Genomic DNA, 23,779 nt, shown 5'->3' with positions numbered 1-23,779 from the left:
GCCGAGATTATACCTGAAGTTCGGCATACCGCCCGAAAAACGTCTCCGCTTCCGCGCCGCCTCCGAATCAGGCCGATTATTCATTGTACGAGAATTCTCCCGACGCCGACACGACTTTTTGCCGGGACTCCCGAAGGGCTTCCCCGCCCGGCCTACGCGTACGGAGGAAGCCCTCGGGCTCAGAGAAGCTTCTCCGCATCGAGCACGGGCGCCGCAGGCGCGGCCCTCGGATCGTCGAAGTCCGCGCGGCAGGCGGCCTCGAACTCCGCATAGCGGCAGACCTCGCACTCTTCGTCGCTGCCGCGAAAGTCCCACTCGGGCTGCACGGTGACGTGGTCGATCTGGAACTCCTCATGAAGCTGCCTGCGCAACACGTCGAGGATCTTGGGCCAGCACTCGGGGCTTTCGATGTGCACGTGGCACTGGATGGCGCCGTGACCGGGGCTCATCGTCCAGACGTGCAGGTCGTGCACGCGGTTGACGCCTGGGATAGCCTCGATCGTGCGACCGACGCTGAAATAGTTGACGCCTTCAGGCACGCTGTCAAGAAGAACGCGCGTCGAGTCGCGGAGGATCTCCCAGGTTGCATGCAGAAGCAGGCAGCAGACGACGAGCGAGAGAATCGGGTCGGCAATCGTCGGACCGCCGAAGTAGATGACGGCGCCCGCAACGATGGCCGCCACGGAGCCGAGCAGGTCGCCCATCACGTGCAGAAGCGCCGCGCGCGTGTTCATATTCTTGCGGTCTCGGGAGAGGGACCAGGCAACGAGAATGTTGATCACCAGACCCACAGCCGCGATCGCCATGACGGAAAGGCCGGAGACGGGTTCGGGCGTCATGATGCGCGAGACGGCCTCGAAGAAGATCCATCCCACGACGCAGAGCATCACGAGACCGTTAATGAAGGCGGCAAGCACCTCGACGCGGCCGTGACCAAAGGAGTGGTCGTCGTCCGCCCCCTTCTGGGCGATCTTGTTGGCAACTAACGCGAAAAGCAGGCTCGCCGAGTCGGTCACCATGTGCCCGGCGTCGCCGATCAGAGCAAGAGAATTGCCCCAGAGGCCGCCCACAAGCTCGATGACGGAGAAGCTGAGCGTGAGCGCAACCGCGAAGCCCAGCACGCTCGTCTTCGTCTTTTCGGCCGCATGAAGCCAGTGGCTGTCTCCTCGGCCGTGACTCGAGAACTCGGAGTTGGGCTCGGGCTTTTGAAAAACGTCGTCGAAATGCTTCTGTTCGGACATGATGAATGGTGCCGTTGTTGACCTCTGCTGCGCGCAGACAAGCGCAAGGCCCGGACATCCTCAGGGCTGTCCGGGCCTTTGTTCTGATTTGAGACGGATTATAAAGCCTCCGCCTCCGTCAGGCATGCCCTCGGGCGGCGACAGGACTTACTTGCCGGTGAGCATCGCCACCGAGCCGCTGCCTGCGAGAAGCCCCGCGCTGGCGTAGATGCCGAGCTTGGCGCGCGTGTCCGTGATGTCGAGGTTGCGCATCGTGAGCTGACCGATGCGGTCGACGGCGGTGAACATCGAGTCGCCCTTCTCCATCGTGAGGCGGGACGGTTCGTACGTCAGGTTCGGGCTCTTGGTGGAGACGATCGTGTAGTCATTGCCGCGGCGCAGCTCGATCGTCACTTCGCCGGTGACGGCACGGGCGACCCAGCGCATAGCGCTTTCGCGGATCATCAGCGCCTGGCTGTCGAACCAGCGGCCCTGATAGAGGTAGCGGCCGAGCTTGATGCCGTTGATGCGGTATTCGGCGATCGTATCCTCATTGTGAATGCCGGTGACGAGGCGTTCGTAGGCAAGGAAGAGAAGCGCCATGCCCGGAGCTTCATAGATGCCGCGGGACTTGGCCTCGATGATGCGGTTCTCGATCTGGTCGGACATGCCGAGACCGTGACGGCCGCCGATGCGGTTGGCCTCTTCCATGAGAGCGACGGGATTCGAGAACTTCTGCCCATTGATGGCGACGGGAACGCCTTCGTTGAATTCAACCGTGACCGTTTCAGGCTTGACTTCAACGTCGTCGCGCCAGAAGGCGACGCCCATGATCGGCTCAACGATCTTCATGTTGGAGTCGAGGCTTTCCAGGTCTTTGGCCTCATGCGTGGCGCCGAGCATGTTCGAGTCGGTCGAGTAGGCCTTCTCGGCGCTCATGCGGTAATTGAAGCCCTCCTTCTGAAGGAAGGCAGACATTTCGGCGCGGCCGCCGAGCTCGCTGATGAACTGCACGTCGAGCCAAGGCTTGTAGATCTTGAGGTTCGGGTTGGCAAGAAGACCGTAGCGGTAGAAGCGCTCGATGTCGTTGCCCTTGTACGTGGATCCGTCACCCCAGACGTTGACGCCGTCCTCACGCATGGCGGCGACGAGCATCGTGCCCGTCACGGCGCGGCCGAGCGGAGTGGTGTTGAAGTAAAGCTGGCCTGCCGTCGAGATGTGGAAGGCGCCGGACTGAATGGCGGCGATGCCTTCGTTCACGAGCTGTTCGCGGCAGTCGATCAGGCGGGCGTTTTCGGCGCCGTACTCCATGGCGCGACGCGGAATGGCTTCATAGTCAGTTTCGTCGGGCTGGCCGAGGTTGGCCGTGTAGGCGTAAGGCAGAGCGCCCTTGTTCTTCATCCAGCGAAGAGCAGCGCTCGTATCGAGGCCGCCGGAAAAGGCAATGCCGACTTTCTGGCCGACGGGAACGCTTTGAAGGATCGTTTCAGACATGTTTTGAGTTTCTTGTGAGTTCGTGTTGTTGTTTACCCAGCAACCTGGGGCCTGTGGCGATGATTATCCGCTCTCTCAGCCCCGCCTGCCGCCTCCGAACGCCACTATGTGAAACTTTTTGAAGAGTCCTCAAACAGCTTGAGGAGTTGTACCTAGACGGTCTGAGAACGACAGACAAATGGTCGACATATGACCGCATTTGTCCGCCTTAGCAACAAAAAACACCTGCAGCATGCAAGTCGGCACGCAGAATTGCATTTCTCCGACGGACTTTGCATAATGGCCCATTCTCCGAAAGCCTTCCTGCTGACATTCCACCTCCTCGTCAGAAAATCGCATTACCAATACAAAATGAATTTTCTCAAGCTCGAAGCCTATCCGTTGCTTGCCCGCATCAGGCAACTGCTGCCTGTTCTGGGACAGTGCCTGATGTACTTTATCGCCGCCGTTTTTCTGCTCGTCGCCTCAAATGCAGCACTGACGGGTTCTCTCCATGGTCTGCTCGGCAAGGCTTCTCACACGGCTCTAGGAGCCGTCCCTCTCGCCGCCTTTCTTTGCCTCTATAGAAATAACCACCGCGATCTGGCCCTTGGCTTTGTTCTTTGGCTTATCCTCAGCATCCCTCCGATTACAACTGCCTTTCTCGAAACAAAGCCTCTCTCAACCCTTGACATTGCTGAGAACAATGTCTGGGCCATGACTCAAGCCGTCCTCCTCATTGCGGGAACTGGGTTGACGGGCCTGATCCGACATCGTGCCGTCAGATTTTCCGCTGCCGCCCTCATGACCTGCTGCTGGATTCTCGCCTTCCTGCCAATCGCGAGCTTTCTGGTCTACCTGATCGGCTTTGACGCACTTCTGACTCCGGACATCGTGCTCGCGCTTGCTCAGACCCATCCGAATGAAGCTTGGGAATACCTGACCTTTATGGGACCGTTCATGATGGGCGTTGTTGCGCTTGCGTGCCTTACACTCCTTGCCCTGTCCGTAGCAGCCTTCAAAAAAGGAATGCACTCCCGCTCCCTGCCCCAGACGACCGCCTTCAGGATTGCCGTTTTGACAACTTGCTGTCTGGCGGCCATCTCCAGTTTCAAAAGTGCCAACAACGTATCGCTTTACGCGTTTTATAACGCCTACATCCACATCAGGGAAACAGGTCGCTTCGAAGAAGGATATGAACAACGCAAGGCGATTCTTGAAGAACTGGCCAAAGCCGGTCAGAAAGGTCGAAGCGGTCTATTCGTATTCGTGATCGGCGAGTCGCATACCCGTGACCGCATGACGGCATACGGCCCTCAGGAACACGAAACGACTCCCTGGCTGAAGGACATGCGTTCCGACAGAAACTTCATTCTGTTCGACAAGGCGTATACGTCGTATGTCGCAACCGTGTCAGCGCTCACCTATGCACTCACGGCCAAAAACCAATACAACGACATCAGCTATGACGACAGTCCTTCCATCGTCGAGGTCGTCAGGGCCTCCGGCTATGAAACGTATTGGCTGAGCAATCAGAGCAAAATCTCGCTTGGTCCACACCCATATCGATCATTTCAAGCAACGCGGATCATCACGTCTGGCTTGGGGAAACTTATGACGGAGAACTCCTCAAGCATCTTCCCACCCAAGACGGGAAGCCTACTGTGATCTTCATCCATCTCGTTGGCAGTCATACCGACTACCCCAATCGTTACCCCCCGGAATACAAGTTCTGGGACGAGCAGGACAGGACGAATGCCTACGACAATTCCCTCAGGTACAACGACTGGGTGCTTTCCCAACTTTATGAGGCTTTCAAGGCACGTCCCGACTTTCAGGTCATGATTTATATGGCCGACCACGGAGAGAATCCAAAGCTCGGACACAGGCCGGCTCATTTCACTTGGGACATGGCCAGAATTCCCCTGTGGTTTGCCATGTCGGACGATTTCGTGAAAAAGCACCCTCAGACCGTCGCCGCGCTCAAGGAAAACGCAGTGAAACCGTTTACGAACGACATGATGTTCGACTCGCTCTGCGGCGTCTTCGGTCTCAAGGAATGGCCGTTTTACAACCCCAAAAACGACATTTCCTCTTTTACATACGACCGCCCTGTCTCGGAGCTTCGCACCATGTACGGAGATATTCGCATTGACAGCGATCCAAACCTCTAAAGTCGATTTCGACTCACAAGCCATGTCGGCAACCTCCAAAGGCTGCCGACATGGCTTTCTTCCCTCCACGTTCCTTTCACACTGCCGCTTATCGACGACATCTCCGTCCTTTCGCCTACACAAGAGGCAAAACCAATATTCCGTTACAAACAGTCCAGAGTGACACTCTTACTTTTTTCCATAGGGGTTTTCCTATTTTTCAATCTTTCTAGTCCAAGATCAAACGCAATGCACTGTTGATTGCTTGACCTCAATCAATCCGTATAGACTGAACGAGTTACCTGAAGGTACTGCGGTTTCAGGACCATGAAAACGAACTGCAGGGTACCCCTGACGGCCAGTCCGCCACTTTTCAAGCGGCGGACACTCAAACAACAGGAGCGCCATTCAACTGACGCGCTCCAAACTAGAGGAGCAAACAACCATGTCCATGAAGCAGACCCTGATCGGCCTCGGCCTCGTCGCCGCCTCCGGCGCCGCCCTCGCCCTTCCGAACATCGCCGTTCTCGCTACCGGCGGCACAATCGCCGGTGCCGGCGCCTCCGCTACGGGCACTGCCTATCAGGCCGGCAAGGTGAGCGTCAACCATCTCGTTGCCGCCGTTCCGGAACTTGCCAACATCGCCAACGTGACCCCGAAGCAGGTCGCCCAGATCGGCTCTCAGGACATGTCCGACGAAGTCTGGCTCAAGCTCGCCCAGACGATCAACGCCGACTGCAAGAAGTATGACGGCTTCGTCATCACGCACGGCACGGACACGATGGAAGAAACCGCCTACTTCCTGAACCTCACGCTCAAGTGCGACAAGCCCGTCGCCATGGTCGGCGCCATGCTGCCGTCCACGGGCCTCGGTGCTGACGGCCCGCGCAACCTCTACAACGCCGTTCTGACCGCCGCCACGCCTGAAACCGCCAAGCAGGGCGTCGTGGTCGCCATGGACAACATCGTCGTCGGCGCTCGTGAAGTCATCAAGACCAACACGGTTCAGCCCGAAACGTTCCAGGCCGCCAACTTCGGCAAGGTCGGCACGATCTTCAACAACAAGGTGACGTACTCCACGCTCCCGGTTCGTGCTCACACGACCGCCACGCCGTTCGACGTCACGGGTCTGAAGGAACTCCCGAAGGTCGGCATCGTCTACAACCACGCCGGCGTGGAAGGCCTCCAGGCTGAAGCGCTCGTCAAGGCCGGCTACAAGGGCATCGTGAACGCCGGCGTCGGCAACGGCAACATCCACAAGTCCATCTGGCCGGTTCTTGAACAGGCCACGAAGAACGGTGCCGTCGTTGTTCGCTCCTCCCGCGTTCCGACGGGCGCCACCACGAAGGACGCTGAAGTGGACGACAAGGCCCAGCACTGGGTCTCCTCCGGCGAACTGAATCCGCAGAAGGCCCGCGTCCTCCTGCAGCTCGCCCTGACGAAGACCTCCGACTGGAAGGAAGTCCAGAAGTACTTCGACCTCTACTAATCGAAGTCTCCGCCTGCGCTTCACATGATTGCTGAAGCGCATGACTCAAGTCTTGAAAAAGCCCTGATCCGAAAGTGATGTGGTCCCCGATTCTTGGACAAAGAATTGGGGACCATCTGTATGGGACATAAATGGAAGGGAACAGTTGAAGCTAGAAAGCTGAGGTTTCTCGAGCTCTATGAGGATGGCGCAAGCTATCAAGAGATAATGACCCAGCTTGGGCTGGATGAGCATGATCTTAGGGATTGGCGCGCTACAATTCGTATTTTGGGCGTTTCTCGATTTCTAATGTCACATACCGTCAAAACGACACATTCCTACGAAACCAAGCTGGCAGCAGTCAAAGCTCGCATTGAAGATCAGGTCTCGTACCAAGACATCTTGGCTGCATATGGCGTTGCTCCCAAGCTTCTTCGACGTTGGTGCAAGATTTATAGTGAACATGGCGAAGCAGGTCTGCAACCGAAGAAAAGGGGACGTCAGTTAGGGGCCAAGCAGAAGCCCGTGCAAGAGTTGACCCCCATGGAGAAGCTGGAACTTCGTATCAAGCAACTTGAAGCGGAGAATGCCATCTTAAAAAAAGTCGCGGCCCTGAAAGATTGGCGAAACTGAGCAATCGAGAGAAAGCAGAGATCGTTTATTCTCTTTCAGGGCAACATGATCTTGATCTTCTGTTGAAGATCATTGGGTTGCCCCGGTCGAGCTACTACTATGCCCGTAAACATCCGAAGGCAGCTACACGCCCGGACGTTCATGAGAAGGTCAAGGAAATCTTCAACCGCACGTCAAATGGTTGCGGCCATCGCCAGATCTTCATGCGTTTACGTCGTGAGTTCAACATCGTCATCGCGAAAAAGACGGTATTGAAGGTAATGCGAGAATTGGGGTTGATCTGTAAGATTAGGCGACAGGGGTTTGGAAAGTACAGCTCTTATAAAGGCGACAATCGTACCGTTCCCAATCTCTTGGCACGCGATTTCAAAACAGCCTGCCCCTTCACGAAGATCGGTACCGATGTGACAGAGTTCGCTTTGTCCTTCGGTAAGGTATACCTCGCTCAGGTCGTTGACTTTTACTCCAATGAGATTCTGGCTTTCTCCATCAGTCGATCGCCCAACATGGATCAGCAAGAAGAGATGTTCGACGCGTTGGTGAAGGCGTTACCCCTTGGGGCTAGTCCCATCCTTCACAGCGATATGGGATGGCAATATCAGAATCCTGATTGGATTAAATGGACCAAGGAGCACAACGTCACGCGAAGCATGTCTCGCAAGGGTAACTGTTTGGACAATGCGGCAACAGAGCAGGCATTTGGCCATATGAAGGACGAGTTCTTCAGGGGGCAGTGCTGGGATAGCTTTGACGCCTTCAAGAGCGATCTGACGGCTTATATCGCCCATTGGAACACGAAGAGACCTCAGGAGCGTTTGGATGGATACGCACCATCCGAGTACCGTCAGCGTTATGTTAAAGCGGAATAAGAGCGTTCTCAGCGGTCTGAGAGCGATGAGTCGGGTCAAGGGTTGACCGAAGAAGTTGGAGGGGCCCTTTGGGAGGATCTAAGTTGTTCGGTCGTCCCTTGACGCGCCCCAGATAAAATACGCTATCGGCGTAGCCGGGACTTGCTTGTCCCGGCTATGCCAAGCGGCGAGCGTTAAAATCGGCCGCACTCAACTTGGAGTTTATTTTGTAGTCCAAGTTTCGGGGTCCAGATCAAAAGGTTCAGGGCTTTTTTCATCACAGCGGCGGCACGGCCGCAGCCAAGGCAGCTGTTGAACAAATACAGGGACTCTCCAGAAACGGCAATGGCCCGTTCACATTGAACGAGCCACTTCGTTTTGACGTCAAGATGTGCCTGGTGCGGCCACCGGGACTCGAACCCAGATCCGTCCCTTAGGAGGGGACAGTTCTATCCAGTTGAACTATGGCCACCACCGTCCTGTCTTGCGTCAGGGTAGTGAATTCTAGCAGATCCTGACCGATTGCAGTGAAGTCCTTGCAAAAAGCCAGTCCCGTGCATCACTTCTTCTGCATGTTCTTCGCTGCAAGCGCAAGGAGGAGCTCCTTGCGGCCAACGTCGTTGAAGCGGATGTAGACGCGGGCATCATTGCCCGAGCCCGTGATCGACTCAATCACGCCGCGACCGAACTTCTTGTGCTCTACCTTGTCGCCCGCCTCGTAGCCGAATGTAGAGCCTGCTGCGCGCGCGGCCGCCTTCTTCACGACGGGATCCTCACCCGAGCGGTAAGTGCCGCCTGCGCCCGAGAGTCCCCTGCGCCAGTCGTCCTTATCCTGAGAAGCGGACGAGCGCGAGGAACCGTAGGAGGACGAGCCACCGCGGGACGACGAAGACGAACTCCAGCTGCGGGAGGAAGAGGACGAGCGGCCGTAACTTCGCTCGCCACCGCGCGATCCGCCGAAGGACGGACGCTCCCATCCGTAACCACTTGCACGACTCTGCCCGCCGTACGAACTCCTGTAGCCCTGTGCTTCGGCCGTCAGGTCCTTGTTGTCGACCAGCTGCTCAGGAATCTCGTCAAGGAAGCTTGAGGGTTCGTTCCTGCGGTATTCGCCGTACTGCATGCGGCTCTTGCAATACGTGATGACCAGACGCTGCTTGGCGCGCGTGATGGCCACGTACATCAGGCGGCGTTCTTCGGAGACGCCTGGACCCCGCTCGTCCTTGAGGGCGGAGAAGTGCGGGAAGAGTCCTTCTTCGACACCGGCGATGAAGACCTGCGGGAACTCCAGACCCTTGGCGGCGTGCACCGTCATGAGCTGAACGGCGTCCACATCACCCTGCTCGTTCTTGTCACCCGCCTCGAGCGTCGCCTGAGTCAGAAAGCCCTGAAGCGGCGTCTGACCGCCTTCATCGGCGGGCCTGAAGGCAGGCATGCTGTCGGGCAGACCCTCGTTGGCGATGTAGCCCGCCGCAGCCGACATCATTTCACGCATGTTCGCAATGCGGTCCTCGCCGTCCTTCTCGGCGTTGTAGTGGGCCTCAAGACCCGAGCGCACGATGACGAGCTTGATGGCGTCCTGAAGGCTGAGGGAATCCGCTTCCTCGCGCATGTTCATGATGAGCTCGCGGAAGGCCGCGAGCTTCGGGGGCACCTTGTAGTCGGGCGCAAAGAGTGTGCCGAAGAGCGTGAGTCCGCGTGCGGCGGCTTCCTCCGCCAGCGTCTCGATCGTGCGCGCACCGATCCCGCGAAGCGGGAAGTTGACGACGCGCTGAAAGCTCGTGTCGTCGCCCGGGTTGTCCATCAGGCGCAGATAGGCGAGCACGTGCTTGACTTCGGCACGCTCGAAGAAGCGCTGTCCGCCGTAGATGCGGTAGGGAATCCCTCGGGCAGTAAAGGCGCTTTCGAGCGCGCGCGACTGCGCGTTCGCACGATAGAGGATCGCATGGTCGCGCCAGGCGCGGCCTCGGGAGCGGTCCGCCTCGATTTCGCGGGCGATCCACTCTGCTTCAGCGCGGTCGTCGTCAAGCTCTGCCACGCAGATGCGGTCGCCGCGGCTGCCCGACGTCCAGAGATTCTTGCCGAGACGGTTCGAATTGTGTGCAATGAGCGCGTTGGCCGCGTCAAGAATCGTCCCCGTCGAGCGATAGTTCTCCTCAAGCCTGATGGGCTCCTCAACGCCGAAGTCGCGGAGGAAGTCGCTCATGTTCCCCACGTTCGCACCTCGGAAGGCGTAGATCGACTGGTCGTCGTCACCCACGGCGAAGACGGCGTTCATCGGTGCGCCGCCGGGGCCTCGTCCGAACCCCGCCAGCATCTGAAGCCAACGGTACTGCAGGACGTTCGTGTCCTGGAACTCGTCGACGAGAATGTGACGGAAGCGGTTCTGATAATGCGAGCGGACGATTTCATTGCGGTCGAGAAGCTCGTAGCAGCGCAGAAGAAGCTCGGCAAAGTCCACGACGCCTTCGCGCTGGCACTGCTGCTCGTAGGCCTGATAGACCTTGACGGCGGTCTCGTCGCCGCCCTGCTGGCCTGCGGCGTGCGACGCACGCATGCCGTTTTCCTTGTACCAGTTGATGACGTTCGCCACCTGACGGGGATCGTAGCTCTCGGTATCGATGTTGAGCGCCTTCATGACGCGCTTGACCATGGAGAGCTGATCGCTCGAGTCAAGAATCTGGAAGGTCTTCGGGAGCCCCGCGTCTTGGGCGTGGGTGCGCAGAATGCGGTTGCACAGGCCGTGGAAGGTTCCGACCCACATGCGGCGCAGATCGTAGGGCAGGATAGCCTCCAGTCGGACGAGCATCTCCTTGGCGGCCTTGTTCGTGAAGGTCACAGCCAGAATGTCTCCCGTCTGGGCCTTGTGCTCGCTCAAGAGCCAGGCGATGCGCGTCGTCAGCACGCGCGTCTTGCCCGAACCCGCGCCCGCCAGAATGAGTACGCTCTTTTCGGGGGCCGTGACGGCCTGCAGCTGGCGGGGATTGAGGGACTGAAGAAGATCGGACGACATGCGGGAAAACCTCCGGCGAAGAATTCGGAAGCCGGCAGGAAGGGCCGGACGGGCTAAAAGGTAGCACATTTCGACGACAGGCTCACGCCCCCGCTCCGCTCCCCTCCCAAACGCCCGAAATCACGACCTGGATGCCGTCCGCTAGGCAGTCCCTGCAATGCCGAAGGCGCTCCGCAACAGGTATACTAGGCAATTATTCTTTTTTTGAACCCTCTTCTTTGGAAGGCGTTATGCGCGAGACTTACTCTGCTCAGGCAGTGGAATCCGAAGTCCAGGCCATGTGGAAGGCCAAGGACGTCTACCGTGCCGTCGAGAACGCGGTCGACAACAACGGACAGCCCAAACCCAAGTTCTACGTCTGCTCCATGCTCCCTTACCCGAGCGGCAAGCTTCACATGGGACACGTCCGTAACTACACGCTCAACGACGTGATGTACCGCTTCTACCGCATGAAAGGCTACAACGTGATGACCCCGATGGGATGGGACGCCTTCGGCCTGCCGGCTGAAAACGCCGCCATCGCCAAGAAGGTTGCTCCCGCCGCCTGGACGTACTCGAACATCGCGGACATGAAGAGCCAGATGGAGCCGCTCGGCCTCGCCTTCGACTGGTCGCGCGAAGTCGCCACTTGCAAGCCCGAATACTACCGCTGGAGCCAGTGGATGTTCCTCAAGATGCTCGAGAAGGGCATCGCCTACCGCAAGACCCAGATCGTCAACTGGGACCCCGTCGACAAGACCGTGCTTGCCAACGAGCAGGTGATTGAAGGCCGCGGCTGGCGCTCTGGTGCCGTCGTCGAAAAGCGCGAGATCCCCGGCTACTACCTCGGCATCACGCAGTATGCTCAGGAACTCCTTGACGACCTCGACCAGCTTCAGGGCTGGCCCGAGCAGGTCCGCCGCATGCAGGAGCACTGGATCGGTCGCTCCGAAGGCGTGAACCTCTCCTTCCCGTACGAACTCGAGGGCACCCCGAAGCTTCTGCGCGTCTACACGACCCGCCCCGACACGCTCATGGGCGTGAGCTTCGTTGCGATCGCCGCCGAGCATCCGCTCGCCGCCTACGTCTCCCGCAACCGCCCCGACCTTCAGGCCTTTATCGAGGAATGCTCGAAGGGCAGCGTGAGCGAAGCCGACATGGCCTCCATGGAAAAGAAGGGCGTGCCCACCGGCTTCTACGTCCGCCACCCGATCACGGGCGACAACGTCGAGGTCTGGATCGCCAACTACGTTCTCATGAGCTACGGTGAGGGCGCCGTGATGGGCGTGCCCGCCCACGACGAGCGCGACTTCGCCTTCGCCAAAAAGTTCGGTCTTCCGATCCGTCAGGTCATCGCCGTCGAGGGCGAGACCTACTCCACCGAAGCATGGCAAGACTGGTACGGCGACAAGACGCTTGACGGCCGTCTCGTCAACTCCGGCAAGTTCGACGGCCTCGGTATCCACGAAGCCTTCGACGCCATCGCCACCGACCTCAAGGCCCGCGGCCTCGGCGACAAACAGGTCCAATTCCGTCTGCGCGACTGGGGCATCTCCCGCCAGCGCTACTGGGGCACCCCGATCCCGATGATCAACTGCCCGTGCTGCGGCCCCGTGCCCGTCCCCGAGCAGGATCTCCCTGTCGTGCTGCCTGAAGACCTGATTCCCGACGGCTCCGGCAACCCGCTCACCAAGTGCGAATCCTTCCTCAACGTCAAGTGCCCGAAGTGCGGCGGCGACGCCCAGCGCGAAACCGACACGATGGACACATTCGTCGACAGCTCCTGGTACTTCCAGCGCTACTGCTCGCCCGACTGCTCCACGGCCATGGTCGACAAGCGCGCCGACTATTGGATGCCGATGGACCAGTACATCGGCGGCATCGAGCACGCCGTGCTCCATCTGCTCTACGCCCGCTTCTGGACGAAGGTGATGCGCGATCTCGGCCTCGTCAAGTACGACGAGCCGTTCAAGAACCTCTTCACCCAGGGCATGCTGATGGCCGACTGCTACTACCGCAACGGCGACGACGGCCGCAAGGTCTGGTTCTACCCGGACGAGGTTGAGGTCCAGTACGACGAGAAGGGCCGCCCCGTCGGTGCCGTCTGCAAGGCCGACGGTCAGCCCGTCACCCTCGGCGGCATCGAAAAGATGTCCAAGTCGAAGAACAACGTGGTCGAGCCGCGCGACATCATCAAGAAATTCGGCGCCGACACGGCCCGCAGCTTCGTGATGTTCGCTGGTCCTCCCGATCAGTCCGCCGCCTGGTCCAACTCCGGCGCCGAAGGCACCTACCGCTTCCTGCGCCGCATCTGGAACTGGGCATTCGCGAAGAAGAACCTCATCGCAAGTGCAGGTGCCCTTGAAGGCCAGATGCTTCCGCACGACGCCAAGACCCTGCGCCGCGAAGTCCACACGACGCTTCGCCAGGCCGAGTACGACTTCAGCCGCATGCAGTACAACACGGTCGTCTCCGCCTGCATGAAGATGTTCAACACGATCGAAGGCTTCAAGGGCGAGACGCCCGCCGATCTGGCGGCTCTCTGCGAATGTGCCTCGATCCTGCTGCGCACGCTCTACCCGATCGCCCCGCACATCACGACGGCGCTCTGGCAGGAGCTCGGCTTCGTCGAACGCATCGGCGACCTGATCGACGCACCGTGGCCCGAAGTCAGCGAAGACGCAATCAAGGCCGACGAGCTCAAGCTCGTCGTCCAGGTCAACGGCAAGCTCCGCGGCGAGATCCTCGTACCCGCCGAGGCCGCTCAGGCCGAAATCGAGGCCGCCGCACTCGCCAATCCAGACGTGCAGCGCTTCACTGAAGGCATGACGGTCCGCAAGATCATCATCGTGAAGAACAAGCTCGTGAACGTCGTGGTCGCCAAGTAAGGCGCCGCACCTTCAAGCTGACCATCCTAAGGGGGCCTGTGTCCGACCGGACGCAGGCCCTCGTTCTTTCGCACTCCCCCGTCTTCTTGACTCCTTCTCGACTCCTGCGGTCGGCCGTTATAATTGATGATTCCGAAGCCCTTCCAAGGGGCCTCCAACATCATCCTGCCATCCCGAGGATCATCTCCGTGACTTCCCGTCGTCATCTTCTCGGCGCCGCCCTCATCGGCGCACTCCCGCTCACAGGCTGCGGCTTCCGGCTGCGCGGCTCCTATTCGACGCCGTTCAGGACCCTGTACCTCCAGATGCCGGAAAACTCGTACCTTGCGGTGCGTCTCAGACAGGAGCTTCTGGCAGGATCCGACGTCACGATCGTGAACACGCCCTCCGAGGCCGAAGCGATCCTTGAACTCCTCTCCGACTCCCGTTCGCGCGACGTCCTCTCGATCAACGACACGGGCCGCGCCCGTGAATACGAGATCACGCTCTCGCTCTCCTTCCGAGTGTCGAACCCCAGCGGCATCGACTACATGGAAGCCGTGACGCTCACCGCCAGCCGAGACCTCACCTACTCCGAATCGGACTTCCTCTCGCGTGAAAAGGAGGAGGCATTCCTCTACCGCGACATGGAGGCCGACCTCGTCAACCAGCTCATGCGCCGCATCGAGGCGATCAAGCCCCCGAAGCAGGCGGGAGGCTGATCCGTGAAGGCCGACCAGCTCCAGGGCTACCTCGCGCGATCCGCGAAGGACGGACGTCTGGATCCCTTCTGGCTTCTGACGGGCTCGGACGCCTTCCTCGCCGTCGAAGCAGGCGACGCCATCCGTGCCGAAGCGCGCCGACAGGGCTACACAGACCGTCAGGTGCTCGACATGAACGCCTCAGCGGACTGGTCGCGCCTGCCGATGGCCGCCGCCGACATCGGCATGTTCGACGACCGCAAGATCGTCGACGTGCGTCTCTCCACGGGGAATCCGGGCAAGAACGGCGCGCCCGCCATCGTGAAGTATCTTGACAACCCGATCGACGGCGTCGTCACGCTCATCACGATGCCCGCCCCCGACTGGACGGTCACGAAGGAGGCGTGGTGGGGGGCGCTTCAGCGCAAGGCCACCGTCGTAGACTGCTCGCCCGTGGAACGCGCACAACTCCCCTCCTGGCTCAAGGCAAGACTCGCCCGCCACGAGCTCGTCATGTCCCCCGAGACGCTCGACTACTTCGCCGATATGATGGAGGGCAACCTCTTTGCTGCCGCACAAGAGATCGAAAAGCTCTCTCTTCTCCATCCTAAGGGCGAGATCACCTCCGAACAGCTCCGTCAGGCCGTCTCGAGCAACGCCCGATTCGATTTCGACACGCTCTTTGAGAGCATGCGCCTCGGTCAGGCCGACCGCATCGTGCGCATCATCGACGGGCTTGAGGCGCAGGCCGAAGCCCTGCCCTTCCTGCTGGCCATGCTCACTGCCGAAATCCGTTCCCTCATCAAGCTGCGCACGGGCTACGACAACGGCCAGTCCAGAGTGACCGGAGTCTTCGCAACGCCGTCCCTTCAGAAGGCCGCCCGCCGCCTCACCGTGAAGAAGCTCTGCGGCGCCCTCTCCGTCTGCGCCGACATCGACAGGCTCGTCAAGGGGCTTCCCGTTCCCAAGCGGGACTCCGATCCCTGGATCGAGCTCAAGAGCGTCGTCCTCTTTCTCGCCTCCTGAAGCCGGCTCCACGGGAGGAGGCCTTCGCGCATCCGCAGGTCCTGCAAAGATCAAAGAGATGCCGTCGTTCGGGCTAAAATGGAAAGACATGCCCGGAAAATGCATGCCGCCCCGTCCTTTGAGGGCGGCGTTCTCCGGCCCTTTTTCAGGAACCGCGCATCATGCCCGAAATCACCATCACTCCCAGCGATTACATCAGCCGCATCGGCCGTCAGGCCCGCGAAGCCTCGCGCTCCATGGCTCGCGCCTCCACGGCCGCCAAGAATGCGGTGCTTGAACGCATCGCCGAGCTTCTGCTCGAACAGGAGGCGGACATCCGCGCCGCCAATGAGGCCGACCTCGAGGCCGCCCGCGCCGAAGGTCTGGACGAGGTCTTTCTCGATCGTCTGACGATCAGCGCCGTAGGTCTTCGCGCCATGGCCGAAGGATGCCGCCAGATCGCCGCACTCGAGGATCCCGTGGGTACTGTCACCGATCTTGCCTTCCGGCCTAGCGGCATTCAGGTGGGCCGCATGCGCGTGCCCCTCGGCGTGCTCGCCATGATCTACGAGTCCCGTCCCAATGTGACGATCGACGCCGCCGCCCTTGCCGTCAAGTCGGGCAACGCCATCATCCTGCGCGGCGGCCATGAGGCGCTTCGCAGCAACACGGTCCTCTGGGAGCTTGTCGGCCGGGCCCTTGCCGAAAAAGGCCTCCCCGCACGCGCCGTCCAACTCATCGAATCCTCCGACCGCGCCCTGGTGGGCGAGCTCATCCGTGCCCGCGACTACGTCGACGTGCTTATTCCGCGCGGCGGCAAGAGCCTCGTCGCCCGTCTCACGGCCGAAGCGACCGTTCCGATGATCAAGCATCTTGAGGGCATCTGCCACACCTACGTCGACGCCGAAGCCGACCTCGACATAGCCGTTCGCGTGACTGAAAACGCCAAGACCCAGCGCTACTCGCCCTGTAACGCCACTGAAACGCTGCTCGTGCACCGCGCCGTCGCCTTCGACTTTCTGCCTCCCATGGCCCGCGTCTTCCACGACCACGATGTCGAGATGCGCTGTGACGAGCTCTCCCGCCGCATCGTCGAACAGAGCGGCATGAGCGCCGTCGACGCCACCCCGCAGGACTGGGATACCGAGTACAATGCCCCGATCATTTCGATCCGCATTGTCGAAAGTCTCGACGAGGCGATTGACTTCATCAACCTCCATTCCTCGCACCACACCGACGCCATCATCACGAAGAACTTCGACAACGCCCGCCGCTTCCTGCGCGAGGTGGACTCGAGCTCCGTGATGGTCAACGCCTCGACTCGCTTTGCCGACGGCTTCGAATACGGCCTCGGCGCTGAAATCGGCATCTCTACCGACAAGCTTCACGTGCGCGGTCCGGTCGGTCTTGAAGGCCTCACCTCGCTCAAGTACGTCGTGCTCGGCCACGGCGAAGGCCGCCGCTGACCGCCCCTTTCTGAACACACACCGACTGACAATCCATGGCCAACCTTTCCTTTTACGCCGTCTGCCCCTTCGGGCTTGAAGAACTGCTTGCTGGCGAAATCTCCGCCTGCGGCGCCGAACGCATCCGCGCTGCGCGTGGCGGCGTCTCCTTTTCCGGCTCCGCCGCCACGGCGATGGCCGTATGCCTCAACTCCCGCCTCGCCAGCCGCGTGCTCATGAAGGTCGCCGAGGCCTCCTACTGGGACACCCGCGACATTTATGAAATGGCTGCAGACACCCCTTGGGAGAAGTGGTTCGGTCCCGACCTGACGATCAAGGTCTCGGCCAACGGCCAGCGCTGTCCGCTCGAATCGATCGACTTCGCCGTGCTCCGCATCAAGGACGGCATCTGCGACCGCTTCCGCGACCTCGCGGGACGTCGTCCCGACGTCGAGCGATACAACCCCGACGTGCGCATCGCCGCCTTCCTCACCTACGACACCTGCACCTTCTATCTGGATCTTGCGGGCGAAGCGCTCTTCAAGCGCGGCTGGCGTCTCACCCACGGCGAGGCTCCCCTGAAGGAAAACCTTGCGGCAGGTCTTCTGATGCTCTCGGGCTGGGATCCCTCCCAAACACTCATCGATCCGTTCTGCGGCTCGGGCACGATCGGAATCGAAGCTGCGCAGATGGCTGCAGGCATGGCGCCTGGCCTCAACCGCCGCTTCGCCTTCGAAAAGCTCGAGGGCTTTGACGTCGACCTCTGGGCCGAAATGAAGGAAGATGCGCGCGCCGCCGTCAATCGGCACGTCAGGATCCGCATTGCAGGCAGCGACATCTCGTCCCTCGTCGTCGAGAAGGCCGAGGAAAACGCCCGCCGCGCGGGCCTCGGCGACATGCTCGACGACGGACGCCTTACCTTCCGTCAGGGCGACGCCCGCGAAGCCTGTCCCGAAGAAGGCATGGCGCCCGGACTTCTCATCGCAAACCCGCCCTACGGTGAACAGTCCAACCCGAAGTCCGCCTCCATCCAGTCGATGATGAAGCACGTCGCCGACAATCTGAAGGCCAACTTCGCAGGCTGGACCGCCTGGATGCTCACCTCCGACCGCACGCTCCCGCAGCAGATGCGCCTCAAGGAGTCGCGCAAGACAGTTCTCTTCAACGGACCGCTTGAATGCCGCTTCTTCCGCTTTGACATGGTTGCGGGCAGCAACCGCAGAAAGCCGCGCGAAGAGGCGGACGAATAAGTCCCTCCGTTCTCCTCGCAACAGAGCCCCCGTGCACAGCATGGGGGCTCTGTTTTTCGAGCGCGAAAAAAAAGGTTCATCTCGGAAGTCCGTGGAACGCGGCCTTGACTTTTAAGAAAAAGTCTGGTCGGCTCCCTCCAAGAAAAAAAGTAGCGCTCACTCCAAATTTCAGGCAGATTCAAATTACAAGCGAAGAACCGCGAAAAAAGGATGAGCGCTATGACCAATATTGTAGAGCAACTGTTCAAATCTCTCGATCCATGGCCCGGCTTCCAGATCACTTCCTTCAAGATTCAAGTCTCGCCCGTAGATGGCAGGAAGACTCTAATTCTTGATTTGCGACCTGTCGAAGGATCAATGCCGATATGTTCGCGCTGCCGCCATGAGGCACCGCTCGTTCACGGCTATGTTTCCAGAAGAATCAAGGAGCGCTCCCTTTTAGGGTATTTTGTTGAGCTCAACGTGACATTGCGACGAGTGGACTGCCTTCATTGCAAAGGGCATCCAATGGAAGCCGTAGAATGGCTTGCGCCGTTCAAGCGGTATACCGAGCTATTGCGCGAGCACGTTGAGCACAGAACGCTTGAAGAAACGGTGGCTTACGCTGCTCAAGAAACGAATCTTTCCTGGGATACAGTGAAAGAGATCGACAAGGCCCGGTTGCGGCGATTGTACGAACATTTCCATTGGGATAACTCTCGCCGCTTGGCTGTGGATGAATTCGCCATTCATCGCGGGCATCGTTACGCCACAGTTGTGTACTCCATTGATACAAAGAAAGTCCTTTGGCTTGATCGTGGTCGCTCCAGAGCTACGCTTCGAAAGTTCTTTAACTTACTTACGCCAGAGCAAAAAGCTGGGATAAGAGCTGTTGCCATGGATCAAAACTCTGCCTTCGACCTTGAGGTGAAAGAGAACTGTCCCAACGGCGTGGTTGTCTACGACTTGTTTCATGTCCTGTCCAACTTCGGCAGAAAGGTGATCGACAGAGTCAGGGTGGACGCGGCCAATTCCCTCAGGCATGCGCCTTGGTTAAGAAAAGTCGTGAAGAGCTCCCGGTACCTCTTGTACAAGCGCCCTGAAAACCTCACGGAGAAGGAGCATACAAAACTGGCGGAGCTTTCGAAACTTAATACGCCGTTGCTCAAATGCTATCTCATGGGAGACGAACTTCGACATCTCTGGAGTTTGGGAACGCGCGGACAAGCAATTGCTTTGGTTATGGACTGGATTCACCGAGCCACTCACAGCAGGATCACGCCCTTGGTAGATTTCGGCAAGAACCTCAGGGGCTATGTGCAGGGCATCATTGCAGCCGCGGACTTTAAGATCAACACCTCTGTGCTTGAAGGTGTCAACAATAAAATCAAGCAAATTAAGCGACGAGCTTATGGCTTCCGAGACGATCAGTACTTTTTCTTAAAAGTCAAGGCCGCGTTCCACGGACTTCCGAGATGAACCAAAAAAAATCCCCGCAACCGAAATCGCGGGGATTTTTCATGTCTGTCAGCCGGAGCCTTCAGATTAGTTCTTGCGAACCAGCAGTTCCTTAATACGAGCGGCCTTGCCGGAGCGGTCACGCAGGTAGTAGAGCTTGGAACGGCAGACATCGCCGTAGCGCTTCACTTCGATGGAAGCGATCGTCGGGGCGTAGAGCTGGAACGTACGTTCAACGCCTTCGCCGGAAGAGATCTTGCGGACGATGAAGGAAGAGTTGAGACCGCGGTTGCGGCGGGCGATCACGACGCCTTCGAAGGCCTGAACGCGCTTGCGGGAACCTTCAACGACGTTGACGTTCACGACAACCGTGTCACCGGCGCGGAAAGAGGGGATCGTCTTGCCAGCGGTGACGCGGGCCATTTCTTCCTGTTCGAGAATCTGAATCAGATTCATTTTTTTCTCCAAAACCATCGTCATGCGGCTGTTTTTGAGGGAGCTGAGCCCACCGCCGAGAGGATGGCAAAATTAATCCAAAATCTTACTTCCAGCCGTTGGCGCGCAACCACTTGCGGTCCGCATCGCTCAACTTGCCAGAAGAATCCGCGATTTTAATCAAGTCCGGGCGAGTTTGCAAGGTGAATCGCAAACTTTCTTCGCGCGTCCACCTGCTGATGTTTGCGTGGTGCCCGGAAAGGAGCACGGAGGGCACCTCCATGCCGCGCCAGACTTCGGGACGCGTATAGTGGGGCGCGTCAAGAAGCCCAGTCGCAAAGCTCTCGTCCGACGTGGAGAGATCCTTGATGGCGCCGGGGAGCTGTCGCACTACGGCGTCCATCAGGGCGCATGCAGGGATCTCGCCGCCCGAGAGAACGAAGTCCCCAAGGCTCACCACCTCGTCGACATAGGTCGACAGGAAGCGCTCGTCAATGCCCTCATAGCGTCCGCACACGAGCACGACACTCTCATCCTCGGCCACCATGCGGCGAACGCGCTCATCGGTGAGCTTCGTGCCGTTGGGTGCAAAGGAGATGACGCGGCCGCGGTTGCCGGATGCACGGATCATGTCGACCGTCTTCGCGAGCGGATCGGCCATCATCACCATGCCGGGACCGCCGCCGAAGGGGCGGTCGTCGACCGTGCGGTGCACGTCCTCGGTCATGGCGCGGGGATTCCAGGTGTGGCAGGACCACAGGCCTCGCTTCATCGCACGGGCGGTGATGCCGCACTTCGTGATCGAGTCGAATATTTCCGGAAAGAGCGTAACGACGTCAAAGCGCATGATCCGCCTCCTCAGCGCCAGTCGGGCTGCCAGTCGACGGTGATCGTGCGGACGTCGGTATCAATGGCGATCAGATAGACGTCCTTCACGAGCGGAAGCATGAACACGGCCTTCTTGCCGTCAGCATTGTCGTAGGCGATGACGAGCAGATCCTGCGCGCCGTTGGAGCCGATGCTCTCGACCGTGCCGAGGGCCGTGCCCTCCTTGTTGACGACCTTGCAGCCGACCAGATCGACGGCCCACACGGCGTCCTTGCCCGCATCAGGAAAGTCCGCGCGGGAGACCGACACGCGGCCTCGGGCGGCGTCGGCCGCCTCCTTCGTTTCACAGCCCGCCCACTTGGCGATGAAGCCGTCTCCGTGACGACGGAAGGCCTCGATGCTGAGCGTCGTGCGCACACCCTTGAGGTCCGTGAGGACCCAGGTCTTGGCCTTCTGAAGCACTTCGCCGGATTCCAGCGGCACAATGCGCACCCAGCCGCGGAAGCCGTAGGCGCCGGCGGTGCGTCCGAGCTCGACGAGATCGTCCATAACAACAGTCTCCGAAAATCAATCGTTTTTTGCGAACAAAACAAAACCCCGCAGACTCTCAGGCGTAGATACCGGGCTCCAGGTGCTGCGAACGGATCACGATGTGCTGGACACGAGAGGCACGACCGCTTGCGAGCGAGCCCGCACTTGAGGTTTTGCGGGGTTTCCGCGCCGTTTAAAGTCCGGCGCAATGACTAGTGCTTTCCGTCAGGAAATTAGGCGGCAGCCTTGGCTTCCTTCACGAGACGGGCAACCGTTTCGGAGAGCTGGGCGCCCTGGCTCTGCCAGTAGGCCAGACGTTCCTGGTTGACGTTGAGACGGACGGCCTGACCGGCAGCCATCGGGTTGTAGTAGCCGATGCGTTCGATGAAGCGGCCGTCGCGGCGGCAACGGCTGTCGCAGACGTTGATGCTGTAGAACGGACGCTTCTTGGAGCCACCGCGGGCGAGACGAACGATAACCATGAGTTTACCTCTTTAACTTATTGGTTCAATTGAAAGCCGAAGCCCCCGTCACGAGGAGCGTTCGGAAGAATTCTTCATGCAGCGCGCGGTCAATCCGCCCGTTGCGAAAGGTCTGAATTTTATCTCACGGGAACACAGGACGCAAGTCCGTCAACGCGATTTTTTCAGCCTTTTCTAAAAAGAAGCCGCCCGCGCAAGGCGGGCGGGCATGCAAGCGGGGAAACTCCCTCTTCTTACTTGGTGCCGAGTCTGGCGCGCAAAGCCTCAAGCGCCTCGACGCCGTCGGCGACGAGACCGTAATCGGCCACCTCGAAGATCGGAGCCTCGGCGTCCTTGTTGATCGCCACGACCGTCTTGGCATCCTTGATGCCAGCGGTATGCTGAATGGCACCGGAGATGCCCACGGCAATATAGAGCTCAGGGGCGATCATCTTGCCCGTCTGGCCCACCTGCCAGTCATTGGGGCAGAGCCCCATGTCGACGGCGGTGCGGGTGGCGCCGACGGCCGCGCCGATGGAGTCGGCGAAGGCCTCAAGGGTCTTGAAGCCGGCCTCGTCGAGAAGACCGCGCCCGCCGCCGACGACGATGCGGGCGGAGACGAGTTCGGGACGGTCGGACTTGGCTTCGGAGAAGCGCACGAAGCGGGAGGCGTCATAGCCTTCCGGAGCGATGACCTCCTCGACGACAGCGGATCCCTCCTGAGCGGCGGCCTCGAAGGCCGTCGTGCGGATCGTGGCCACGACGACGGGATCGGTCACCTCGACGGTCGCGAGAAGCGAACCCGCATAGATGCCGCGCACGAAGGTTTTGGGGCCCTTGACGTCGAGAACGTCGGAAACGGGGGAGACGTCGAGCTTCGCGGCCACGCGGGGCATGGCGGACTTGCCGACGGCGGAGGCGACGAAGAGCACGTGCGAATAGCCTTCGGCTTCGTCAAGCACGAGGCGTGCGAGCACTTCGGGCGCCTCCTGGGCGAGCTGGGGATGGTCGGCGTAGTAGACGGTGCGCACGCCCGAGAGCTTCGCGGCCTGCTCGGCAACGGACTGGCCGTTGCTGCCCGCCACGAGGACGTCGACGACGTCCGTCATCCTGAGCGCAGCCGTGAGCGCCTGAGCCGTTGCGGGCTTGAGCGTCACGTTGTCATGTTCGGCAATCAAAAGAGCTGTCATTTTGCTTTACTCCCTCTTTTCTCAGATGACGTGCGCTTCGTTCTTGAGGCGGTCGACGAGCTCGTCGACGCCGGAGACCATGACGCCTGCCTTGCGGGCGGGCGGCTCCTCGACGCCGAGGATGCGGATGCGCGGAGCCGTGTCAATGCCGAGGCCGGCAAGCTCAATGTCCTCGACAGGCTTCTTGCGGGCCTTGCCCATGGCGGGCAGCGTCACGTAGCGCGGCTCGGCAAGACGCAGGTCCGCCGTCACGACGGCAGGCGTTGCAAGCGAGACGGTCTGCGTCCCGCCGTCGGTCTCGCGGGTAACGACCCAGCGGCCGCCCTCAAGGACGATCTCGTTGGCAAAGGTTGCCAGCGGCATGTCGCAAAGGGCGGAGAGCATCTGCCCCGTCTGGTTGGCGTCGTCATCGATCGCCTGCTTGCCCAGAAGCACCAGATCGGGCTTTTCACGCTCGACGACGGCGCGAAGCACCTTCGCGACAGCGAGGGGCTCGAGGGACTCGTCGGTGCGGACGTGAACGGCGCGGTCCGCGCCGATCGCCATGGCGACGCGCAGGGTGTCGACGGCCTTGAGGGGACCGACGGTCACGGCAACGACTTCGTCGGCGACGCCAGCCTCGCGAAGCGTGACGGCCTTTTCGATTGCGATTTCATCAAAGGGATTCATCGCCATTTTGGCGAGCTTGACATCCACACCGGAATGATCGGGAAGCGGGCGCACCTTGATCTTGGCGTCCACCACGCGCTTGACAGCGACCAGGATCTTCATCAAAAAACTCCAGTCCTATTGAGAGGGCGCGCCTTCAACCTGAAGCGCGCGCCGTCCATGAAAAATCAACT

General features: G+C 60.0%; 20 protein-coding genes and 1 tRNA gene. 11 read left to right on the top strand and 10 right to left on the bottom strand.

The features are described 5' to 3' along the window. Window positions 1-179: 179 nt before the first annotated feature. Together HMPREF9465_RS07770 and argG are read right to left on the bottom strand one after the other, a co-directional pair. Complete coding sequence (locus tag HMPREF9465_RS07770) at window positions 180-1,241, bottom strand: cation diffusion facilitator family transporter (RefSeq protein ID WP_005435751.1); 1,062 nt, start codon at window positions 1,239-1,241, stop codon at window positions 180-182. Window positions 1,242-1,388: 147 nt separating this feature from the next. Continuing rightward, complete coding sequence (gene argG, locus HMPREF9465_RS07765; protein WP_005435749.1) at window positions 1,389-2,714, bottom strand: argininosuccinate synthase; 1,326 nt, start codon at window positions 2,712-2,714, stop codon at window positions 1,389-1,391. 279 nt (window positions 2,715-2,993) lie between these two features. On the opposite strand from argG, the gene HMPREF9465_RS13260 reads away from it, so the two are divergent. The 5 genes from HMPREF9465_RS13260 to HMPREF9465_RS07740 all read left to right on the top strand — a co-directional run bounded on the left by HMPREF9465_RS13260 (window position 2,994) and on the right by HMPREF9465_RS07740 (window position 7,816). Then, the gene (locus HMPREF9465_RS13260; RefSeq protein ID WP_005435747.1) at window positions 2,994-4,361 is read left to right on the top strand and encodes a sulfatase-like hydrolase/transferase; all 1,368 of its coding nucleotides are present in this window, start codon (window positions 2,994-2,996) and stop codon (window positions 4,359-4,361) included. Next, on the top strand, window positions 4,358-4,867 hold the full coding sequence (locus HMPREF9465_RS07755; RefSeq protein ID WP_005435745.1) for a sulfatase-like hydrolase/transferase: 510 nt from the start codon (window positions 4,358-4,360) through the stop codon (window positions 4,865-4,867). The genes HMPREF9465_RS13260 and HMPREF9465_RS07755 overlap by 4 nt, the downstream gene beginning before the upstream one ends. A gap of 424 nt (window positions 4,868-5,291) precedes the next feature. Beyond that, the gene (ansB, locus tag HMPREF9465_RS07750; protein ID WP_005435743.1) at window positions 5,292-6,335 is read left to right on the top strand and encodes an L-asparaginase 2; all 1,044 of its coding nucleotides are present in this window, start codon (window positions 5,292-5,294) and stop codon (window positions 6,333-6,335) included. Window positions 6,336-6,455: 120 nt separating this feature from the next. Then, window positions 6,456-6,947 (top strand): helix-turn-helix domain-containing protein, encoded by a 492-nt coding sequence (locus HMPREF9465_RS07745; RefSeq protein WP_038007218.1) that lies wholly within the window; start codon window positions 6,456-6,458, stop codon window positions 6,945-6,947. Then, window positions 6,935-7,816 carry an IS3 family transposase gene (locus tag HMPREF9465_RS07740; RefSeq protein WP_147645179.1) on the top strand — a complete coding sequence of 294 codons (882 nt, stop codon included), beginning with the start codon at window positions 6,935-6,937 and terminating at the stop codon, window positions 7,814-7,816. Before HMPREF9465_RS07745 ends, HMPREF9465_RS07740 begins: the two co-directional genes overlap by 13 nt. A gap of 375 nt (window positions 7,817-8,191) precedes the next feature. On the opposite strand, the gene HMPREF9465_RS07735 is transcribed toward HMPREF9465_RS07740, so the two are convergent. Together HMPREF9465_RS07735 and HMPREF9465_RS07730 are read right to left on the bottom strand one after the other, a co-directional pair. Next, window positions 8,192-8,267, bottom strand: a tRNA-Arg gene (locus tag HMPREF9465_RS07735). A gap of 87 nt (window positions 8,268-8,354) precedes the next feature. Further along, window positions 8,355-10,808: an ATP-dependent helicase gene (locus HMPREF9465_RS07730; protein WP_005435741.1), complete on the bottom strand. Its 2,454-nt coding sequence runs from the start codon at window positions 10,806-10,808 to the stop codon at window positions 8,355-8,357. Window positions 10,809-11,038: 230 nt separating this feature from the next. Between HMPREF9465_RS07730 and leuS the strand changes: the two genes are divergently transcribed. The 6 genes from leuS to HMPREF9465_RS07700 all read left to right on the top strand — a co-directional run bounded on the left by leuS (window position 11,039) and on the right by HMPREF9465_RS07700 (window position 19,513). Then, the gene (gene leuS / locus HMPREF9465_RS07725) at window positions 11,039-13,675 is read left to right on the top strand and encodes a leucine--tRNA ligase (protein ID WP_005435739.1); all 2,637 of its coding nucleotides are present in this window, start codon (window positions 11,039-11,041) and stop codon (window positions 13,673-13,675) included. Window positions 13,676-13,863: 188 nt separating this feature from the next. Beyond that, window positions 13,864-14,376 (top strand): LPS assembly lipoprotein LptE, encoded by a 513-nt coding sequence (gene lptE / locus HMPREF9465_RS07720; RefSeq protein ID WP_005435737.1) that lies wholly within the window; start codon window positions 13,864-13,866, stop codon window positions 14,374-14,376. Window positions 14,377-14,379: 3 nt separating this feature from the next. Then, window positions 14,380-15,381: a DNA polymerase III subunit delta gene (holA, locus tag HMPREF9465_RS07715; protein ID WP_005435735.1), complete on the top strand. Its 1,002-nt coding sequence runs from the start codon at window positions 14,380-14,382 to the stop codon at window positions 15,379-15,381. A 176-nt stretch (window positions 15,382-15,557) separates the two neighbouring features. Beyond that, entirely contained in the window at window positions 15,558-16,826 is a 1,269-nt protein-coding gene (locus HMPREF9465_RS07710; protein ID WP_369818385.1) for a glutamate-5-semialdehyde dehydrogenase, read from the top strand. Between the two features lie 35 nt (window positions 16,827-16,861). Next, complete coding sequence (locus HMPREF9465_RS07705) at window positions 16,862-18,055, top strand: THUMP domain-containing class I SAM-dependent RNA methyltransferase (protein ID WP_005435729.1); 1,194 nt, start codon at window positions 16,862-16,864, stop codon at window positions 18,053-18,055. Between the two features lie 219 nt (window positions 18,056-18,274). Next, a complete protein-coding gene (locus tag HMPREF9465_RS07700) occupies window positions 18,275-19,513 on the top strand; it encodes an ISL3 family transposase (protein ID WP_038007215.1) in 1,239 nt (412 codons plus the stop codon). Window positions 19,514-19,579: 66 nt separating this feature from the next. Here the strand turns inward: HMPREF9465_RS07700 and rplS are convergent, their stop codons facing one another. From rplS to HMPREF9465_RS07670, 6 genes are all read right to left on the bottom strand, one after another. Then, complete coding sequence (rplS, locus tag HMPREF9465_RS07695) at window positions 19,580-19,948, bottom strand: 50S ribosomal protein L19 (protein WP_005435727.1); 369 nt, start codon at window positions 19,946-19,948, stop codon at window positions 19,580-19,582. A gap of 85 nt (window positions 19,949-20,033) precedes the next feature. After that, window positions 20,034-20,774, bottom strand: coding sequence for a tRNA (guanosine(37)-N1)-methyltransferase TrmD (trmD, locus tag HMPREF9465_RS07690; protein WP_005435723.1), 741 nt, complete (start codon window positions 20,772-20,774; stop codon window positions 20,034-20,036). Between the two features lie 11 nt (window positions 20,775-20,785). After that, a complete protein-coding gene (gene rimM / locus HMPREF9465_RS07685; RefSeq protein WP_005435707.1) occupies window positions 20,786-21,304 on the bottom strand; it encodes a ribosome maturation factor RimM in 519 nt (172 codons plus the stop codon). 215 nt (window positions 21,305-21,519) lie between these two features. Beyond that, window positions 21,520-21,768 (bottom strand): 30S ribosomal protein S16, encoded by a 249-nt coding sequence (rpsP, locus tag HMPREF9465_RS07680; protein ID WP_005435705.1) that lies wholly within the window; start codon window positions 21,766-21,768, stop codon window positions 21,520-21,522. A 233-nt stretch (window positions 21,769-22,001) separates the two neighbouring features. Beyond that, window positions 22,002-22,937: an electron transfer flavoprotein subunit alpha/FixB family protein gene (locus HMPREF9465_RS07675; RefSeq protein ID WP_005435703.1), complete on the bottom strand. Its 936-nt coding sequence runs from the start codon at window positions 22,935-22,937 to the stop codon at window positions 22,002-22,004. 21 nt (window positions 22,938-22,958) lie between these two features. After that, the gene (locus HMPREF9465_RS07670; protein WP_005435701.1) at window positions 22,959-23,708 is read right to left on the bottom strand and encodes an electron transfer flavoprotein subunit beta/FixA family protein; all 750 of its coding nucleotides are present in this window, start codon (window positions 23,706-23,708) and stop codon (window positions 22,959-22,961) included. Between the last annotated feature and the right edge of the window lie 71 nt (window positions 23,709-23,779).

The organism is Sutterella wadsworthensis 2_1_59BFAA (assembly GCF_000297775.1).
GTDB lineage: Bacteria > Pseudomonadota > Gammaproteobacteria > Burkholderiales > Burkholderiaceae_F > Sutterella > Sutterella wadsworthensis_A.
Note: the sequence above shows the minus strand (reverse complement) of the source record. Positions and strands in the feature narration are given on the sequence as shown.

What these genes read in the sequence shown, in the direction of transcription:
- rpsP (WP_005435705.1), bottom strand. Translation starts at nt 21,768, where the DNA reads ATGGTTATCGTTCGTCTCGCCCGCGGTGGCTCCAAGAAGCGTCCGTTC.
- rplS (WP_005435727.1), bottom strand. Translation starts at nt 19,948, where the DNA reads ATGAATCTGATTCAGATTCTCGAACAGGAAGAAATGGCCCGCGTCACC.
- HMPREF9465_RS07745 (WP_038007218.1), top strand. Translation starts at nt 6,456, where the DNA reads ATGGGACATAAATGGAAGGGAACAGTTGAAGCTAGAAAGCTGAGGTTT.
- argG (WP_005435749.1), bottom strand. Translation starts at nt 2,714, where the DNA reads ATGTCTGAAACGATCCTTCAAAGCGTTCCCGTCGGCCAGAAAGTCGGC.
- HMPREF9465_RS07670 (WP_005435701.1), bottom strand. Translation starts at nt 23,708, where the DNA reads ATGAAGATCCTGGTCGCTGTCAAGCGCGTGGTGGACGCCAAGATCAAG.
- trmD (WP_005435723.1), bottom strand. Translation starts at nt 20,774, where the DNA reads ATGCGCTTTGACGTCGTTACGCTCTTTCCGGAAATATTCGACTCGATC.
- HMPREF9465_RS13260 (WP_005435747.1), top strand. Translation starts at nt 2,994, where the DNA reads ATGGCCCATTCTCCGAAAGCCTTCCTGCTGACATTCCACCTCCTCGTC.
- HMPREF9465_RS07675 (WP_005435703.1), bottom strand. Translation starts at nt 22,937, where the DNA reads ATGACAGCTCTTTTGATTGCCGAACATGACAACGTGACGCTCAAGCCC.
- HMPREF9465_RS07700 (WP_038007215.1), top strand. Translation starts at nt 18,275, where the DNA reads ATGACCAATATTGTAGAGCAACTGTTCAAATCTCTCGATCCATGGCCC.
- leuS (WP_005435739.1), top strand. Translation starts at nt 11,039, where the DNA reads ATGCGCGAGACTTACTCTGCTCAGGCAGTGGAATCCGAAGTCCAGGCC.
- ansB (WP_005435743.1), top strand. Translation starts at nt 5,292, where the DNA reads ATGTCCATGAAGCAGACCCTGATCGGCCTCGGCCTCGTCGCCGCCTCC.
- HMPREF9465_RS07705 (WP_005435729.1), top strand. Translation starts at nt 16,862, where the DNA reads ATGGCCAACCTTTCCTTTTACGCCGTCTGCCCCTTCGGGCTTGAAGAA.
- HMPREF9465_RS07730 (WP_005435741.1), bottom strand. Translation starts at nt 10,808, where the DNA reads ATGTCGTCCGATCTTCTTCAGTCCCTCAATCCCCGCCAGCTGCAGGCC.
- rimM (WP_005435707.1), bottom strand. Translation starts at nt 21,304, where the DNA reads ATGGACGATCTCGTCGAGCTCGGACGCACCGCCGGCGCCTACGGCTTC.
- HMPREF9465_RS07770 (WP_005435751.1), bottom strand. Translation starts at nt 1,241, where the DNA reads ATGTCCGAACAGAAGCATTTCGACGACGTTTTTCAAAAGCCCGAGCCC.